Source organism: Nocardia sp. NPDC052566 (assembly GCF_044547285.1).
Taxonomy (GTDB): Bacteria; Actinomycetota; Actinomycetes; order Mycobacteriales; family Mycobacteriaceae; genus Nocardia.
Window position 1 is genome coordinate 309,004 of the sequence record NZ_JBIUAF010000003.1, and the last position, 15,124, is coordinate 324,127.

18 protein-coding genes, 1 pseudogene and 1 riboswitch are annotated in these 15,124 nt (G+C 68.9%); of the genes and pseudogenes, 11 read left to right on the top strand and 8 right to left on the bottom strand.

Annotated features, from left to right (window positions below; genetic code table 11):
• Positions 1–17: 17 nt before the first annotated feature.
• A complete protein-coding gene (locus ACIG5A_RS15555; protein ID WP_397240882.1) occupies positions 18–617 on the bottom strand; it encodes a TetR/AcrR family transcriptional regulator in 600 nt (199 codons plus the stop codon).
• A gap of 109 nt (positions 618–726) precedes the next feature.
• On the opposite strand from ACIG5A_RS15555, the gene ACIG5A_RS15560 reads away from it, so the two are divergent.
• From ACIG5A_RS15560 to ACIG5A_RS15575, 4 genes are read left to right on the top strand one after another with little or no spacing between them, the layout of a single operon-like run.
• The gene (locus tag ACIG5A_RS15560) at positions 727–1,374 is read left to right on the top strand and encodes an FMN-dependent NADH-azoreductase (RefSeq protein ID WP_397240883.1); all 648 of its coding nucleotides are present in this window, start codon (positions 727–729) and stop codon (positions 1,372–1,374) included.
• A gap of 1 nt (position 1,375) precedes the next feature.
• The gene (locus ACIG5A_RS15565) at positions 1,376–1,696 is read left to right on the top strand and encodes a DMT family transporter (protein WP_397240884.1); all 321 of its coding nucleotides are present in this window, start codon (positions 1,376–1,378) and stop codon (positions 1,694–1,696) included.
• Positions 1,697–1,727: 31 nt separating this feature from the next.
• On the top strand, positions 1,728–2,153 hold the full coding sequence (locus ACIG5A_RS15570) for an SRPBCC domain-containing protein (protein WP_397240885.1): 426 nt from the start codon (positions 1,728–1,730) through the stop codon (positions 2,151–2,153).
• A gap of 50 nt (positions 2,154–2,203) precedes the next feature.
• The gene (locus ACIG5A_RS15575; RefSeq protein ID WP_397240886.1) at positions 2,204–2,647 is read left to right on the top strand and encodes an OsmC family peroxiredoxin; all 444 of its coding nucleotides are present in this window, start codon (positions 2,204–2,206) and stop codon (positions 2,645–2,647) included.
• Positions 2,648–2,708: 61 nt separating this feature from the next.
• Here ACIG5A_RS15575 and ACIG5A_RS15580 read toward each other — a convergent pair whose 3' ends face one another.
• The 4 genes from ACIG5A_RS15580 to ACIG5A_RS15595 form a co-directional block, all read right to left on the bottom strand.
• Entirely contained in the window at positions 2,709–3,200 is a 492-nt protein-coding gene (locus tag ACIG5A_RS15580) for a hypothetical protein (protein WP_397240887.1), read from the bottom strand.
• 35 nt (positions 3,201–3,235) lie between these two features.
• Positions 3,236–4,012, bottom strand: a complete 777-nt coding sequence (locus ACIG5A_RS15585; RefSeq protein WP_397240888.1) for a CbtA family protein — start codon at positions 4,010–4,012, stop codon at positions 3,236–3,238.
• Positions 4,003–4,197 carry a CbtB-domain containing protein gene (locus ACIG5A_RS15590; protein ID WP_397240889.1) on the bottom strand — a complete coding sequence of 65 codons (195 nt, stop codon included), beginning with the start codon at positions 4,195–4,197 and terminating at the stop codon, positions 4,003–4,005. Before ACIG5A_RS15590 ends, ACIG5A_RS15585 begins: the two co-directional genes overlap by 10 nt.
• Before the next feature lie 27 nt (positions 4,198–4,224).
• Positions 4,225–4,369, bottom strand: a riboswitch (cobalamin riboswitch).
• Between the two features lie 93 nt (positions 4,370–4,462).
• On the bottom strand, positions 4,463–4,774 hold the full coding sequence (locus ACIG5A_RS15595) for an antibiotic biosynthesis monooxygenase family protein (RefSeq protein ID WP_397240890.1): 312 nt from the start codon (positions 4,772–4,774) through the stop codon (positions 4,463–4,465).
• Between the two features lie 345 nt (positions 4,775–5,119).
• On the opposite strand from ACIG5A_RS15595, the gene ACIG5A_RS15600 reads away from it, so the two are divergent.
• On the top strand, positions 5,120–5,866 hold the full coding sequence (locus ACIG5A_RS15600; RefSeq protein WP_397240891.1) for an alpha/beta fold hydrolase: 747 nt from the start codon (positions 5,120–5,122) through the stop codon (positions 5,864–5,866).
• 162 nt (positions 5,867–6,028) lie between these two features.
• On the opposite strand, the gene ACIG5A_RS15605 is transcribed toward ACIG5A_RS15600, so the two are convergent.
• Positions 6,029–6,916, bottom strand: coding sequence for an A/G-specific adenine glycosylase (locus tag ACIG5A_RS15605; protein ID WP_397240892.1), 888 nt, complete (start codon positions 6,914–6,916; stop codon positions 6,029–6,031).
• Between the two features lie 541 nt (positions 6,917–7,457).
• On the opposite strand from ACIG5A_RS15605, the gene ACIG5A_RS15610 reads away from it, so the two are divergent.
• Both ACIG5A_RS15610 and ACIG5A_RS15615 read left to right on the top strand, forming a co-directional pair.
• A complete protein-coding gene (locus ACIG5A_RS15610; RefSeq protein ID WP_397240893.1) occupies positions 7,458–8,081 on the top strand; it encodes a carbonic anhydrase in 624 nt (207 codons plus the stop codon).
• Positions 8,082–8,276: 195 nt separating this feature from the next.
• A complete protein-coding gene (locus tag ACIG5A_RS15615) occupies positions 8,277–8,966 on the top strand; it encodes a hypothetical protein (RefSeq protein WP_397240894.1) in 690 nt (229 codons plus the stop codon).
• A gap of 243 nt (positions 8,967–9,209) precedes the next feature.
• Here the strand turns inward: ACIG5A_RS15615 and radA are convergent.
• Positions 9,210–10,568 (bottom strand): annotated as a pseudogene (gene radA, locus ACIG5A_RS15620) (DNA repair protein RadA); the annotation flags it as partial.
• 104 nt (positions 10,569–10,672) lie between these two features.
• Positions 10,673–11,380, bottom strand: coding sequence for a hypothetical protein (locus tag ACIG5A_RS15625; protein ID WP_397240895.1), 708 nt, complete (start codon positions 11,378–11,380; stop codon positions 10,673–10,675).
• A gap of 451 nt (positions 11,381–11,831) precedes the next feature.
• Here ACIG5A_RS15625 and carD point away from each other — a divergent pair, with 451 nt between their 5' ends.
• The 4 genes from carD to ACIG5A_RS15645 all read left to right on the top strand — a co-directional run bounded on the left by carD (position 11,832) and on the right by ACIG5A_RS15645 (position 14,977).
• Positions 11,832–12,320 carry an RNA polymerase-binding transcription factor CarD gene (carD, locus tag ACIG5A_RS15630; RefSeq protein WP_397241792.1) on the top strand — a complete coding sequence of 163 codons (489 nt, stop codon included), beginning with the start codon at positions 11,832–11,834 and terminating at the stop codon, positions 12,318–12,320.
• 2 nt (positions 12,321–12,322) lie between these two features.
• A complete protein-coding gene (ispD, locus tag ACIG5A_RS15635; RefSeq protein WP_397240896.1) occupies positions 12,323–13,084 on the top strand; it encodes a 2-C-methyl-D-erythritol 4-phosphate cytidylyltransferase in 762 nt (253 codons plus the stop codon).
• A 2-nt stretch (positions 13,085–13,086) separates the two neighbouring features.
• Entirely contained in the window at positions 13,087–13,554 is a 468-nt protein-coding gene (gene ispF, locus ACIG5A_RS15640; protein ID WP_397241794.1) for a 2-C-methyl-D-erythritol 2,4-cyclodiphosphate synthase, read from the top strand.
• Positions 13,555–13,666: 112 nt separating this feature from the next.
• Positions 13,667–14,977, top strand: a complete 1,311-nt coding sequence (locus ACIG5A_RS15645) for an FAD-binding oxidoreductase (RefSeq protein ID WP_397240897.1) — start codon at positions 13,667–13,669, stop codon at positions 14,975–14,977.
• Positions 14,978–15,124 lie beyond the last annotated feature (147 nt).

The following is a 15,124-nucleotide window of genomic DNA, read 5'->3' on the forward strand; positions in this document are numbered from 1 at the left end:
AGCGGTTTTCGGCGTTTCTATCCGCCGATCACGGATCGCCCGAGCCGCACCAGCGCCGCGGTGATCTGCGCCGAGCCGAGCCCGCGCTCGCGCTGATGCCGGTACACCTCGGCGGCCAGCGGCGCGAGCAGCGGATCGACAAGTGCGTCCGGCTCCGGAATTCCGGCCGCCACCAGCAGCGCTCGCACATGCAGATACCAGAACCCGTAGGCGCCGGTGGCGAACCGCGCGCCGCCGGTTTCCGCCCCGAGCACGAGATCCGCGTGCGCGTCCAGCAATTCGACCATCGCGGTGTAGAAGGCGGCCAGCCGCTCGGCGGGCGGCGCGCCGGGGCCGAGCGGCGCCGGGCCGCGTAACAGCTTGTCCTGCAATGCCCGCTCGTGCTCGTCGAGCAGTGCGACGGCGATCGAGTTCTTGTCGGGATAGCGCCGGTACAGCGTGCCGCGGCCGACGCCCGCCGCCTTGGCGATGTCGTCCATCGTCACCGTGCGCGGATCGCGGGTGGCGAACAGATCGGCGGCGGCGGCGAGCACCTTGGCCCGGTTGCGTGCCGCGTCCGCGCGCTCGGCGGGCGCCGGTGCCGGATCGCCGGTGAGCAGGTCGGATCGGGTGTCCATGCCCGCGACTGTAGCCCATCCCGGAATAAGTGGACAAGCTGTCCAGTTATGGATATCGTCGTCTCGAAACCAAACGGACGAACTGTCCAGTTAATTGGAGGACCGGAAAATGACCACACTGCTGCACCTCGACGCCAGCGCCCGCCGGGCCGCCATCAGCCGCGAGCTGAGCGCCGCCTTCGCCGATGTCTGGCGCGCCGAAAACCCGGACGGCGCTTACCTTTACCGCGATCTGGCGGCCGAGCCGGTCCCGTTCATCGATGAGGCGTGGACCGAGCTGTGCGATGCCGTGCTCGCACTGCCCGCCACGGATCTGGACCGGCTCGCCGAACTGGTGCGCACCCCGGCGCAGGCCGCCGCGTGGGCGATCGTCGAACCGCTGCTCGGCGAGGTGCTCGCCGCCGACGTCATCCTGATCGGCACCCCGATGTACAACTACTCGATTCCGGCCGTGCTGAAGGCCTGGCTCGATCAGGTGACCTTCCCGCGAATGTCGCTGGGGCACCGGCGATTCGTGGTTACCACCGCCCGCGGCGGCGCCTACTCGCCCGGCGCGCCCAAGGCGGCCTACGACTACCAGGAGCGCTATCTGCGCGACTTCTTCGCGGGGCACTTCGCAGTGCAGGACTCGGTGTTCGTCAACGCCGAGCTGGCCAATTCCCGGATGGATCCCAACCTCGCGCACCTGCGCACCGCACACGACGAGTCCTACGCCGCCGCACTGCAGGCGGTCCGCGATCTGGCAAAGGAGTACTGAGATGAACTGGGTGGTCCTAGGGGTCGCCGGTCTGGTGGAGATCGTGTGGTCACAGAGCATCAAGCCGACCGAGAACTTCACCAAGCCGGTGGCGACCGTGATCTGCTTCGTGCTCGGCAGCCTCGCGGTCTACCTGCTCTCCCGCGCCATGCAGACACTGCCGGTCGGCACCGCCTACGCGATCTTCACCGGCATCGGCGCGATCGGCGCGATCGGTCTCGGCATCGTGATCAACAAGGATCCGCTGAGCGCGGGCAGGCTGCTCTCGCTGTCGCTGATCCTCGGCGGCATCGTGCTCGCACGGGTCACCAATCCCGAGTGAGCCCGCCGCGGGCGGTAGTAGGGTGCTGACCATGGCCGATCAGCCGAGTGGTCTCGCCGTCGAACGGTTGATGATCGCGTCGCCCGACGAGTTGTATCTGGCGTGGACCGAGCAGTTCGACCGCTGGTTCGCCGCGCCCGGCTCGGTGCTGATGCGCGGCGCGGTCGACGAACCCTTCTTCTTCGAAACCGATTTCGAGGGCGCCCGGCACCCCCATTACGGCCGCTTCTTGCGGCTGGAGCCGGACAGCCTGGTCGAGCTGACCTGGGTGACCGGCGCCGACGGCACCGATGGCGCGGAAACCGTGGTCACCGTCGAGCTCATCGCCGAGGGCGCCGGAACCCGACTTCGCCTGACGCACAGCGGGTTTGCCAGCGAGGCGGCGCGCGACCGGCATCGGGAGGCCTGGCCGCTGGTGCTCGAGCAGCTCGATCTGCGAACCACCGCGACCGACTGAGCCGCGCGGAGTAGGTTCGAGCTGAATCGATCATCGTTGAAAGGACTGTGATGCCCACACGTACCGCGCGCACCGCTTGGACCGGCTCCCTGCAGGAGGGTTCGGGCCAGGTCGAGCTGGCCAGCTCCGGTGTCGGCAAGTACGACGTGTCGTTCCCCAAGCGCTCCGCCGAGAGCGCCGACGGCACCACCAGCCCCGAGGAACTGATCGCCGCGGCGCACTCCTCCTGCTACGCCATGGCGCTGTCGGCGCAGATCGGCAACGCGGGCGGCACCCCGGAGAGCCTGGACGTCACCGCCGACGTGACCCTCGGTCCCGACCCGGCGGGCGGCTTCCGCATCAGCGCCATCAAGCTGACCGTCCGCGGCAAGGCCGCAGGCATCGATGCCGCCCAGTTCGCCGAGGCCGCGGCCGCCGCGAAGGCGGGCTGCCCGGTGAGCAAGGCGCTGGCCGGTGTCGACGACATCAGCCTGGACGCCACCTTCGAAGGCTGAAGGCCCGCATAGCTGCCCGGTTCTTCGCACACCGGAATCCGGTGTGCGGGGAGCCGAGTGGTCATGCGGCGGAACGGGAGCCGAAGTAGGCGCGGGCGTCCGGCCGGTACATGGCCGGGATGGCGATGAGTACCGCGACGATGTGGATACCACGCAGGATGCCGATGAGCACCGAGTCGGCGGTGATTCCGGCGAACAGGTCGCCGAAGTCGTCGGCGGACAGGAGCGCCCCGATGGGCTCGATGATCAGTGAAGCCAAGCCGACCACGCCGATGCCGATGGTCAAAACGATTCGGGCCCAACGGTCCCCGTGCGTCATGCGAATGGCGACGAGCAGGACGATCAGGTAGATGCCGGTCCGCATCAACAGGCCGGGGACGAGGTCGCCGACGTCGGCGTCGGCATCCGTCAGTGCCCTGGTGACATAGACGATGGCCTCGCCGACACCGGCGAGCAGTGCGGCGACGAAGGCGAGGAAGGCGACCGAAATCGCAAGCGGTGGCTGGTTTTCGACGGTGCGGCGGGCGGGAACGAAAAAGGCAGTGCCGGTCATATCGCCGACACTGCCCTCTTCGGTCTCGCTCGGGATCAGCCCGCGGTAGCGACCGGTTCTGATACCGGAGTGCTACCGCGCGAAGCGAATTCGGTGAGCGCCGCGAAGCCCAGCGCCAAAGCCGCCCACAGCGTGGCGGTCTCGGCGAGCGATGCGGCACGGAACTGCCACAGCAGCGAGGCGGGGAAGTCGTCCTTCACCTCGTCGATGCCGGGCAGCAGGATGTAGCCCACCGCGACGATCAGCACGAACGCGGCGACACCCGCGATGAGCCGGACCGTCTCCAGTTGGTTGCGCAGCAGCTTGAAGACGAAAACGCCCGCGCCGACGGCCGCGAAGCCGAGCAGTACCGCCGCGACCCAGAGCAGGGTGCGCTGATTGATGGTGTCCGGATCGCCCACCGCAGGCGGGTTCGCCGGATATTTGAAGAACGGTACGGCGACGATGGCCGCCCAGCCGCCGAGGCCGAGTGTCAGTGCGAGTTTCGGGCCGGACAGCGCGGTGTGCCTGCGGGCGAAATGCGCGGCGGTGGCGAACAGCGCGCCGAGCGCGAGCCCGGCCAGGCCGAGCGCGAGGAACTGTCCCGCCTTCTGCCCGGAGCGGCTCACCAGCGGTTCCTCTTCGTCACCGTGGGTGTGCCCGGCCGGTTCCTGCGCCTGTTCCTTGGCACTGGCCGCTTCTTCGATGGCGATGGCGGCTTCCACCTTGGGCTCACCGATGGTGAAGCCCACCGTGGCGGCCAGCAGGCCGGCGACGAGGCCGGCGAGCAGACCGCGCAGCAGCAGGGTCTTGAGCGAACCGATCAGTGGCACGGGACGCCCAGCAGATGCCGTCCGTCATGCATCAGCTCGTGCAGGTACATCCCGCTGCGCGAGATGACGCCCTGATCGAAGCCGACCAGGTACAGCGTGAGCAGTGCGAGAAGTACGACACCTACGGCGACGAGCAGCGTCGAGAGCGAATCGGCTGCCCGGCTCGGTGAATGCGCGATGGCCATTCGAGTCCTCCTAGGGATACGCGTCCCGTCGAGTTCGGTGCGACGATGCCGGTGTCTGGCTCTTCCGGCACCGGGACTCGGTGCGAGGAACACAGTGGCGCGACCGCTCCGGATTCGCACCGGAATTACCGCAACACCGTCGCGTGTTGTCACTCGAACTGTGACACCTGGAGGCGGGGAACGTCAACACGGCAGAACGGACACGCGACACGGTGTGCGCGTGCCGCGCGAGATTCCGTTCCACCTGGTAGCGGCGAAATACGGCTCAGGAGGCCGGTTTGGCCGCCACGTCGAGCACCACCTCGAACTCGAGCAGTGAGGCGCCGGTGGATACCGGCTTCTGCTCACCGCCGTGCGCCGCCCGCGCGGGCCCGTCCCGCCATGCCGCGAACGAGTCCTCCGAATCCCACTGCGTGACAACGAAGTACCGGTTCTCCCCGGCCACCGGACGCAGCAGCTGGAACCCGAGGAACCCGGGCGATCCCTCGACCGCGTGCGCGCGGTGCGCGAACCGCTTCTCCAGTTCGGGGCCAGCGCCCTCGGGAACCTCGATCGCATTGATCTTCACAACAGCCATGCGATCCAACCTAATGGGCGCAACCGGCTTTGCCGTCCTCAGCCTGCGCATGGCCGGAGCGAATGCGGAGGTACGCCTAACGGACATCGAGGGGGCCGCCGCTCGACGTGCGCCGCTTCACTGCGGGTGCCGCCGCTGGTCCGTGCCGTCGTGCCCGATGCCGCCGCGTGGGCCCGCGCTGCCCGCCTGTTGGCTGGCAGGGCCTTGGTCCGTATCGCCGATCCCGATGTTGCGGCTCGGTCTTGCCGCGCTCGGTCCGCAGGTGGACGCGCGTGGTGGGTCGGGCGGCCGCGGTGCGCTGCCTGCCTGTCGGTCGCCGCCGCTTTGTCCGTATCGTCGGATCCGATGTTGCATGACGAAGGTGGAGCAGGGGTGCCGATCCTGCTGCTGCACGGATTGATGGGCAGTGCCCGCACCTGGCGCGATCAGCTGGACTGGCTGCGCGAATACGGCCACGTCTACACCTTCGACGCGGCGGGCCACGGCAGGCCCGCACCCGCCGAACTGACCACCGAGGCGTTCGTCGCCGATCTGGTCGAGGCCACCTCCGTCATCACCGAACCGATGGTGCTGATCGGGCATTCGATGGGCGCGCTGCACGGCTGGGTGTTCGCCGCCGAATATCCGGAGCGGGTCCGCGCGCTGGTGGTCGAGGACATCGCGCCCGATTTCACCGGCCGCACCGCCGCCGACTGGGTCGCGATGATCGAGGCATGGCCGCAGCCCTTCCCGGATTCGGCCGCCGTACTCGCCTACTTCGGACCGGTCGCGGGCCGCTACTTCCTCAACTCGTTCGCACACGGCCCCGACGGCTACCGCCTGCACGGCTCCGTCGCCACCTTCCGCGATATCTCGGAGGAATGGGGCACCCGCGATTTCTGGTCCCAATGGAAATCCCTGAACATGCCCGCCCTTCTCATCGAAGGCGAGCACACCATCACCCCGCCCGGCCAAATGCGCGAAATGGCGGAGGTCCACCCGGACGCCCACCACGTCGTAATCCCCGACGCAGGCCATCTCGTCCACGACGACCAACCCGCCCGCTACCGCATCGAAGTGGAACACTTCCTCCGCCGCATCCTCGCCCCCTGACCCCGCGCACCAATTGCGCTCCCGCGCAGTGATTGCGCGCGAATTCCGTGCGCGGCAATGTATTCGGAGCGCGACCGCGGACGGCCCTGGCTGCGCAGGTACTGTGGTCCCGCACGTCGATCGCAATACCGCGCACCGATTGTGCCGCCGCGCACTGTGCGGCTATTGCCCTTCTCCGGCTAAGGCGAAGAGGCCGTCGGGGGTTTGTTCGATGAGGCCGTCGACGAGGAGGGAGTCGAGGGCGCGGTCGCGCTGGCCCGGGTCGCGGGTCCAGGCGATGTCGAGGCGGATTCGTTCGACGGGGCCGGTGGCGGCGCGCAGGACGTCGAGGAGGCGGCCGCGGGCCTGGCGGTCGGTGCCCTCGTATTTCTGTGTGCGGCGGACGATTTCGGTGACCGGTTTGCCCGCCGACACCCAGGCGCAGCGGGGGAGCGGGCAGCGGTCGCAGCCGGGAGTGCGGGCGGTGCAGATGACGGCGCCCAGCTCCATCAGTGCGGCGGAGAAGGTCGCGGCACGGTCGATCCGTTGCGGCAGTAGGGCTTCCGTCTCGGCGAGGTCCCTGGCGGCCGGATTGCCCGCCTCCGCCTTGCCGTGTACCGCGCGGGCGACGACGCGGCGAACGTTGGTGTCCACCACCGGAACTCGCTGCCCGTACGCGAAACACGCGACGGCGCGGGCGGTGTAGGCGCCGATACCCGGCAGGCCGAGCAGGACATCGACATCGGCAGGCACCTCGTCGCCGTATTCCTCGGCGAGCACCCGCGCGCATTCGTGCAGCCGCAGCGCCCGCCGCGGATAGCCGAGCTTGCCCCACGCCCGCAACACCTCGGCCTGAGTGGACGCCGCCATCGCCGACGGCACCGGCCAGCGCGCCACCCACTCCCGCCAGATCGGCTCGACCCGCACCACCGGCGTCTGCTGCAGCATGATCTCGCTCATCAGGATCTGCCACGCGGTCACCTCGGCCCGCCGCCACGGCAGATCGCGCGCGGTCTCGCGATACCAATCCAGCAGCACATCCGCGTCGATGCCCTCGACCCTGTCCCGCACTGTCCTCACCACTCCTGCCGTGCCGTGCTAACGATTGCCGCCCTGCCGTGCTTGCGTTTGCCGCGTCAGTTCCGCGCACGCCGGTCGCTGTGCCGTCCTCGCACTGTCTCCGCTTCGTGGTCGCCGGCCGCGGGGTCCCGCGCGATTCGCGCTCGCGTGTGCTGATGCATGTCTCTCACGATTGTCGCCGCACTGTGCTCGTGATCGCTGTTCCGGTGTCCTCGTAGTTGTCTCTGCGTCGTGCTCGCGGTTGCCGCTGTGCCGTCCGCATTGTCTCCGCCGCATGGTCGCGGATTGCCCGCCGCGGCCGCCCGCGCGACTGTCGTTCGTGTTCGCTGCCGCGCTCGCGTGTGCTGACGCAGCTCCCTCGCGATTGTCGCGGCACAGTGCCCGCGGTTGCTGTCGCAGTCTTCTTCGCGATCATCGCGGCGCCGCGCCCGGGTCCCCTCACGCTGGTTCTCAGTGCACGGCCAGGCGATATTTGCCGACCCGTAACGAAACAGACTCGCTGGTAACCAATGCCCTGTGCACAATGGACGCTATGCCTGGTTCCAACCCGATCAGCGCCTGGAAATCCCTCCGCGAGGGCAACGAGCGTTTCGTCAACGACACGCTGCTGCATCCTAGCCAGGGGGCGGCCCAGCGAGCGAAGCTCGTCAGCGGTCAGCACCCGTCCGCGATCCTGTTCGGCTGCGGTGACTCGCGGGTGGCCGCCGAGCTCATCTTCGATCAGGGCCTCGGCGACATGTTCGTGGTGCGCACCGCGGGTCATGTGGTGGACAGTTCGGTGCTCGGCTCCATCGAGTACGGCGTGCAGGTGCTCAACGTGCCGTTGATCGTCGTGCTCGGCCACGACAGCTGCGGCGCGGTGAAGGCGACCATCGACGCGCTCGACGGTGGCGAGGTGCCCGGCGGGTTCATTCGCAGCGTGGTCGAGCGGGTCACCCCGTCGATCTTGGTCGGCCGCCGCGAGGGGCTCACCACGGTCGACGAGCTAGAGGCCAGGCATGTGGTGGAGACCAGCAGGCTGCTCATGCAGCGCTCCATGATCATTTCGCAGCGCGTCGCGACCGGTGAATGCGCGATCGCCTGCGTCACTTACAAACTCGCCGAGGGCAAGGTGCAGCTGCAGCGTGTCGTCGGGAACATCGGCGAGCTGGCCTGAATCGGTGTTGTTTCGAGCGACCTGCAAGCAGTCGCTAGCGGTGTTGTTTCGAGCGACCTGCAAGCAGTCGCTAGCGGCGGGCCGGTGCGTTCACCCAGCGTGCCGCCCGCAATTTACCCGCCACAGAAGCGTTCTCCGACCCGACACGCCGAGACCCTGAGACGCTGCGCCCGACCGTGCCCTTACCGTTGAGGCGTGCTGGAACCGAATGGACCGCTGCCTCCGGAGATCTACTGGCGTCGCCGTGCTTTCGCCATCGGAGCCCTGGTAGTGGCACTCGCGCTGGTCATCTGGCTGGCGATCATGGTCTCGCGCGGAGGCGACTCGCCCGGCAGTACGAAGGCTGCCGCGTCGAGTTCGTCGTCGTCCTCGTCGAAGCCCGCCGATACGTCGGCGAACAAGCCCGCCGACGCGAGCAAGCCGTCGGCGAGCGGTGAGTCGAGCGCGTCCAAGACCTCCGGCAGTGCGACGGCAACCTCGGCGGCCGCGCCGGGTCAGTGTCCCGATCAGTCGCTCGCCGTGAAGGTGACGGTCGAGCAGCCCACGTACAAGACTGGTGAGCAGCCGGTGTTCGGCATCGTCATCACCAATATCTCGTCGGTGTCCTGCGCCCGCGACATGGGTTCCGGCCTGCAGCAGGTTTCCGTGCACAGTCTCGACGGCCAGCGCAGGCTGTGGTCGAGCACCGACTGCTACCCGGACGGCCAGCCCGATGTGCGCACGCTGAATCGCGGTGAGCAGGCGGCCTTCACCGTCACCTGGTCGGGTTCCACCTCGCAGCCGAGCTGCGCGGGCGAGCGCGTTCAGGTGCCGCCCGGCGCGTATGCCGTTGTCGCACAGCTGGGTACGGTCCGCAGCGCGGCCGAGCCGTTCAACATCGCGTAATTAATCGCTCTGCCGGAGCTGCTTGCGGGTTTTGCGCGCGGTGAACTCGTCCATCTCGGCCGGGTCGGTGGCGAATTTCGGTAGATCGGGATCGCCGGGCTCGTCGGATTCGTCCGGCACGCCGAGATGGCGGCCGGAGGTGCCGAACCCGTGCCCGGCCAGGAGCTCGTCCACGGAGAGCTCGTCCACCGGTACCTTCTCGGCGTCGGTGTGCCTGCCGGTGTCCTTGCGGCCCTTGCCGATTCGAGCCAGGCGCAACGCCGAAGCCACGTCGCCCACTTCGTGCACCTTCATCTTGATGCCCTTGGTGTCGCTGCCTGGCGGCACCAGAGCGGTGGTGAAGCCGAGCCGCTCGGCTTCGGCGAGCCTGCGCCCGATACCGGTCACCCTGCGCACCTCGCCCGCCAGGCCGACCTCGCCGATGATCACCCAGCCCGCGGGCAGCGCCTTGTCCTTCGCCGCGCTGCTGATGGCCAGCGCCACCGCCAGGTCGGCGGCGGGCTCGTTCAGCCGCATACCACCGACGGTGGCCGCGTAGATATCGCTCTTGCCGAGAAATACGCCGCAGCGGCTCTGTAGCACCGCGAGCACCATGGCGACGCGGTTGTACTCCAGCCCGCTCACCGCGCGGCGCGGTGAGGGGATCTCGGTCTTCACTGTGAGCCCCTGCACCTCGGCGACCAGTGGGCGTTTGCCGTCCATCGCCACGGTGACCGCGGTGCCTGGCACCGACTCGGTGCGGTGGTGCAGGAACAGCCCGGACGGATCGGCCACCCCGACGATCCCGTCGCCGCGCAGTTCGAAGCAGCCGACCTCGTCCGCGCTGCCGAAGCGATTCTTGATCCCGCGCACCATCCGCAGGGTCGAGTTCTTGTCGCCCTCGAATTGCAGCACCACATCCACCAGATGTTCCAGGGTGCGTGGGCCCGCGATCGCGCCGTCCTTGGTGACGTGCCCGACCAGCAGCACCGCGATACCGCTCGCCTTGGCCAGCGAGGTGAGCGCGGCGGTCACCGCGCGCACCTGGGTCACGCCGCCGATCACGCCCTCGGCATCCGGGGCGATCATGGTCTGTACCGAGTCGACGACGAGCAGCGTCGGGCGCACCTGTTCGACATGCCCGAGCAGGATCGACAGATCGGATTCGGCGGCCAGATAGACCCGCTCGTGCACCGCGCCGGTGCGATCGGCGCGCAGCCGCACCTGGCCCGCCGATTCCTCGGCGGTCACATAGAGCGACTTTTCCTCACGCTGGGCCGCCCAGCGGTAGGCGACCTCGAGCAACAGGGTCGACTTGCCGACGCCGGGTTCGCCGGAAAGCAGCACCACCGAGCCGGGCACGACGCCGCCGCCGAGGACGCGGTCGAGTTCGTCCACGCCCGACGGCCTGGCCTGGGTGACCTTCGAATCGATGCGCGAGATCGGCGCGGCGGCCGTGCTCGGCAGCATCGCCCGCCGCCCCGCGGACGCGCCCGCGGGCGCCGCCGCCATCGCCACCTCGTCGACGGTGCCCCACGCACCGCAGTCGGGGCATTTACCCACCCATTTGGGCACCTCGTGCTGACAGGCGGAGCAGCGGAAGATCTGCTTGGTCTTGGCCACACGCGCACCTTACGGACCGCGACCGACAATCCGGCTGCGGCACAAAGAAAAACGACCGCCGCATCCGTGGATGCGACGGTCGTTCGTCTGAAGTTACGCGGGGCTCAGTGCCCGCCGCCCTTGTGCTCGCCCTCGGCGCTCGCGGACTTCTCGCCGCCCTTGCGCTCGGACTTGCCGGCGTCGACCGGCACCTGAACGCTGACGCTGCCCGCGTGGTTGAAGTTGAACAGCACGTTGTAGGTCAGGCCGGGGGTGATGTCGCGGGTCAGCCCGGTGATCTCGATGAGCGCGGGCTTGGCCTCCGGGTCATTGGACGGCGCGGCGTGGCCGGTCGCGGGCGCGCCGTGGTTGTCCGCGGCCGGAGCGGCGGGCGCGGCGGCGTGCGCGGGCGCCTTGGCCGCGGCGACGACGGTCTGCTGCGGCGCGATCTCGATGGACGACTTGCCCGGCGCCGGGGTCAGTACCACGGTGCCGAGATCGGTGGTGACGCTCTTGAGGTCGTCGGCCGTCGTCTCGCTGTTGTTGATGATGGACAGCGCGATGACGGCCTTGCCGCCCTTGGAGTTGTTGTGCTCGCCCGCGTCCGCCTCTGGGAACACGATGTGCACGTTGCGCAGCGAGATCCGGCCGACATTGGCGGCGTTGCCGTTCACCGCGGCGACCTGATCGGCCGTCTGCGAGATCTGGCCCGCACCACAGCCGGACAGTGCGAGTGCGGCGCCCGCGGCGAGCGCGGCAACCGGCACCATGCGACGCCGCAGCTTCGGCGTCCGCGCCACCTTCGAGGCGGTCACAGCTTTCAGGGCAGTCACGGGTTGTCCTCCATGTCGACCGGGCTCACTCCACTAGGGAGAGTAGTAACTAGGGAGCGTAGTAGTTCCCGTATCGCGACAGACGCGCGGGCGGCTTGTGTCGGGACGGCCGCGCCCGCGCGCGGCGTGTTCGATGGCCCCGCGTCGTCGCGGTGGCACGCCTTCGTGGGTGTGGATATGTCGAGGGGGCACGACACCACATTGGGCTCGGCATCTGTTGGATAACGGTTCGGTCGGGTGGCGGTGGGGTTGCGGGGGCGCTGCTGGTCGTGGCGTCCGCCGGTGTGTCGGGGCTGGTCGGCGGCTAACACGTTCTGGCACAACGTAATGCACACCGATAGGGTTCTGTCAACCCCCGCGGTGGCCTCGTTGTGGCCCTGACCTGCACAGTTGATCGCGCCGTTACCGAGTCGCATGTTAAACTGTGAACATCGAAAGGGGCACGGGACACATGATTTTTAAGGTCGGAGACACCGTCGTTTACCCCCACCACGGAGCGGCGCTGATCGAAGCAATCGAGACTCGCACCATCAAGGGTGAGCAAAAAGAGTATCTGGTCCTGAAGGTCGCCCAAGGTGACCTGACTGTTCGCGTTCCCGCTGAGAACGCCGAATACGTCGGCGTGCGTGACGTCGTCGGCCAGGAGGGTCTCGATCGAGTCTTCCAGGTGCTGCGGGCGCCGCACACCGAAGAGCCGACTAACTGGTCTCGCCGCTACAAGGCCAACCTGGAGAAGCTCGCCTCCGGCGATGTGAACAAGGTGGCCGAGGTCGTCCGCGATCTGTGGCGCAGGGAACAGGACCGCGGCCTGTCCGCCGGTGAGAAGCGCATGCTCGCCAAGGCCCGTCAGATTCTCGTCGGAGAGCTCGCGCTTGCCGAGGGCACCGACGATGGCAAGGCCGAGATCCTGCTGGATGAGGTTCTCGCCGCGGCTTCCTGACCGTGAACAGTTCTGACAGCGGCCCCCGTGTCGCTGCCGATAATGTAGTCGCATTGGTGCCTGCCGCCGGCCGTGGCGTTCGCCTGGGTGAAAACACGCCCAAGGCGTTCGTCGCGGTCGGCGGCACACCTATGGTCCGGCTGGCCGTCGACGGCCTGATCGCCTCGGGGGCGGTCGATCGGATCATCGTCGTAGTCCCCGCCGAGTTCGTCGAGACGGCAGTTGCCCTGCTGCCGTCGGCGAAGGCCGTCCAGGTGGTTGTCGGCGGCGCCGAGCGCACCGATTCGGTGCGTGCCGGTATCGCCGCCGCGCCCGACGCCTCCTACTTCCTCGTGCACGATGCCGCACGCGCGCTCACGCCCCCTGAGCTCATCGCCAGGGTGGCGGCGGAGCTGCGCGCCGGGCAGTCCGCCGTGGTGCCCGCGCTGCCGGTCGTCGACACCATCAAGTCGGTCGACCCGCGCGGTGCGGTGACCGGCACGCCGGATCGCGCCGGTCTGCGCGCCATCCAGACCCCGCAGGGTTTCGCGGCGGAATTGCTGCGCGCCGCCTACGCGGCCGAGATCGACGCCACCGACGACGCGGGCCTGGTCGAGCGGCTCGGCGCCGAGGTGCGCACCATTGCCGGAGAGCCATCGGCTTTCAAGATCACTACTCCGCTCGACCTGTTGCTGGCCGAGGCCGTGCTGGCGAAGCGCCGGGCGCAGGACAACGGCCGGGCAGGCAACGGCCTGCGGCCCGACGCGACGGCGGTGCGATCATGACCATGCGGGTAGGCATCGGCAGCGATGTACATCCGATCGAGCCGGGCAGGCTCTGCTGGATGGCGGGCCTGCTGTTCGACGGCGACGACGGCTGCGCGGGCCACTCCGACGGCGACGTCGCCGCGCACGCGCTCTGCGACGCGCTGCTCTCGGCGGCGGGCCTCGGTGACGTCGGCGCGGTCTTCGGCACCGGCCGCCCCGAATGGGCGGGCGTCTCCGGCGCGGCCATGCTGAAGGAAGTGCGCAGGCTGCTCGACGAGGCAGGCTTCGACATCGTCAACGCCGCCGTCCAGGTGATCGGCAATCGGCCCAAGATCGGGCCGCGCCGCGAACAGGCCCAGCGGGTGCTCGGCGATCTGCTCGGCGCGCCGGTCTCGGTCTCCGGCACCACCACCGACGGGCTCGGCCTTACCGGTCGCGGTGAAGGGGTCGCGGCGATCGCGACCGCGCTGCTGAACGCGCGTTCCTGACTTTCCTGCCCCGGAAGAATCCGCCCGCGCGAATCGCGGTGTCACACTTGTCCGTCCTGCTGCGTCAATCAGGTAGCAACGACGAAGACAACAGCGATCGAGGGTGCGGGTAATGAGTATTCAGGGTTTGCGCAGCGCGGTGCACGGCGTGGTGCTGCTGCCGGGTGACGACGGATTCGAGCAGGCGGCGCGCCCCTGGAACCTGGCCATTTCGCAGTCGGTCGCCGCGGTCGTCGAGGTCGCCGACGACTTCGATGTGGCCGTCGCGCTGGAGCACGCTCGTCAGACCGGCCGCCGAGTGGTCACCCAGCCGACCGGGCACGGCGCGACCGGCGATATCGATGACGCGATCCTGATCCGCACCGGCCGCCTCGACGGTATCGAGATCGATGCCGAGCGCCGGGTGGCGCGCGTCGGCACCGGCGCGCAGTGGGGCAGGGTGCAGGCCGCGGCCGCGGCGCACGGACTGGCCGGGCGATCCGGTAGCAACCCGGTGGTCGGCATCACCGGCTACACCCTCGGCGGCGGCTTCGGCTGGTTCGCCCGCAAGTACGGCTGGGCCTCGGACGCGGTGCGCGCCTTCGAGATCGTCGACGCCGACGGCCGCCGGGCCCGGATCACCGGCGAGTCCGATTCCGAATTGTTCTGGGCGCTGCGCGGCGGCGGCGGTGATTTCGGCGTGGTCACCGCGCTCGAATTCGATCTGGTCGAGCTGCCGCGCCTGTACGGCGGGCGGGTGATGTGGCCCGCCGAGCGCACCCGCGCGGTGTTCGAGCTGTTCACCGAGCTCACCGCCGACGCGCCGAACGAACTCTCGGTGTGGTTGCAGCGCTACCAGATTCCCGGCCTCGCGCCGTCCGTCGCCATCGACTTCGCCTACCTGGGCGATCCGGAGGAGGGCCGGGCGCGGACCGCCCGTCTCGACGCGATCGACGGCGTGCTCGCCGATACCCGCGGCGAGCTGACCCCTGCGCAGATCGGCAAGATCACCGCGGAACCCACCGACCCGACCCCGTCGCTCTCGCGCGGCGAGCTGCTCACCGATCTCGGTGATGCCGTGGTCAAGACGCTGATCGAAGCACCGGTGGCGCCGCTGATCAACATCCAGATCCGTGGCCTCGGTGGCGCGCTCGCCGAAACCCGCGCGGACGGCGGTGCGCGCGGGCCGATTACGGAGCCGTACGCGCTGTACCTGCTCGGCCCCGGCCTGCCGCCGCTGGCCGACGGCGCCCGCGCCAGATTCGCCGAAATCGTCGACGATCTCGGCGCGCACATCACCGGATCGAAGCCCTACACCTTCCTGGCGCCGGGGGAGAGCGCCGCCGCTGCCTTCGATCCGGCGACGCTGGATCGGCTGCGCGCGATCAAGCGCGCCCGCGATCCGCACAATGTGATTCGCGCCAATTTCCCCGTTCTCGGATAGACAGGGTTAACGCCGGGCCCCGCCGCGTGCGAAATACGCGTGTCGCGGCGCCCGGTGTTCGTACGTCGCGACTCGATTCCTGTCGTATACCGCACTGCTGTCCCGGACGTCGGCCGGGGCGCAAGTGCGGTACATATACCAGCTAGG

Excerpts from the sequence above, each read along its gene's own strand:
- ACIG5A_RS15555 (WP_397240882.1), bottom strand. The coding sequence starts at position 617 with ATGGACACCCGATCCGACCTGCTCACCGGCGATCCGGCACCGGCGCCC.
- ACIG5A_RS15560 (WP_397240883.1), top strand. The coding sequence starts at position 727 with ATGACCACACTGCTGCACCTCGACGCCAGCGCCCGCCGGGCCGCCATC.
- ACIG5A_RS15565 (WP_397240884.1), top strand. The coding sequence starts at position 1,376 with ATGAACTGGGTGGTCCTAGGGGTCGCCGGTCTGGTGGAGATCGTGTGG.
- ACIG5A_RS15570 (WP_397240885.1), top strand. The coding sequence starts at position 1,728 with ATGGCCGATCAGCCGAGTGGTCTCGCCGTCGAACGGTTGATGATCGCG.
- ACIG5A_RS15575 (WP_397240886.1), top strand. The coding sequence starts at position 2,204 with ATGCCCACACGTACCGCGCGCACCGCTTGGACCGGCTCCCTGCAGGAG.
- ACIG5A_RS15580 (WP_397240887.1), bottom strand. The coding sequence starts at position 3,200 with ATGACCGGCACTGCCTTTTTCGTTCCCGCCCGCCGCACCGTCGAAAAC.
- ACIG5A_RS15590 (WP_397240889.1), bottom strand. The coding sequence starts at position 4,197 with ATGGCCATCGCGCATTCACCGAGCCGGGCAGCCGATTCGCTCTCGACG.
- ACIG5A_RS15595 (WP_397240890.1), bottom strand. The coding sequence starts at position 4,774 with ATGGCTGTTGTGAAGATCAATGCGATCGAGGTTCCCGAGGGCGCTGGC.
- ACIG5A_RS15600 (WP_397240891.1), top strand. The coding sequence starts at position 5,120 with ATGTTGCATGACGAAGGTGGAGCAGGGGTGCCGATCCTGCTGCTGCAC.
- ACIG5A_RS15610 (WP_397240893.1), top strand. The coding sequence starts at position 7,458 with ATGCCTGGTTCCAACCCGATCAGCGCCTGGAAATCCCTCCGCGAGGGC.
- carD (WP_397241792.1), top strand. The coding sequence starts at position 11,832 with ATGATTTTTAAGGTCGGAGACACCGTCGTTTACCCCCACCACGGAGCG.
- ispF (WP_397241794.1), top strand. The coding sequence starts at position 13,087 with ATGCGGGTAGGCATCGGCAGCGATGTACATCCGATCGAGCCGGGCAGG.
- ACIG5A_RS15645 (WP_397240897.1), top strand. The coding sequence starts at position 13,667 with ATGAGTATTCAGGGTTTGCGCAGCGCGGTGCACGGCGTGGTGCTGCTG.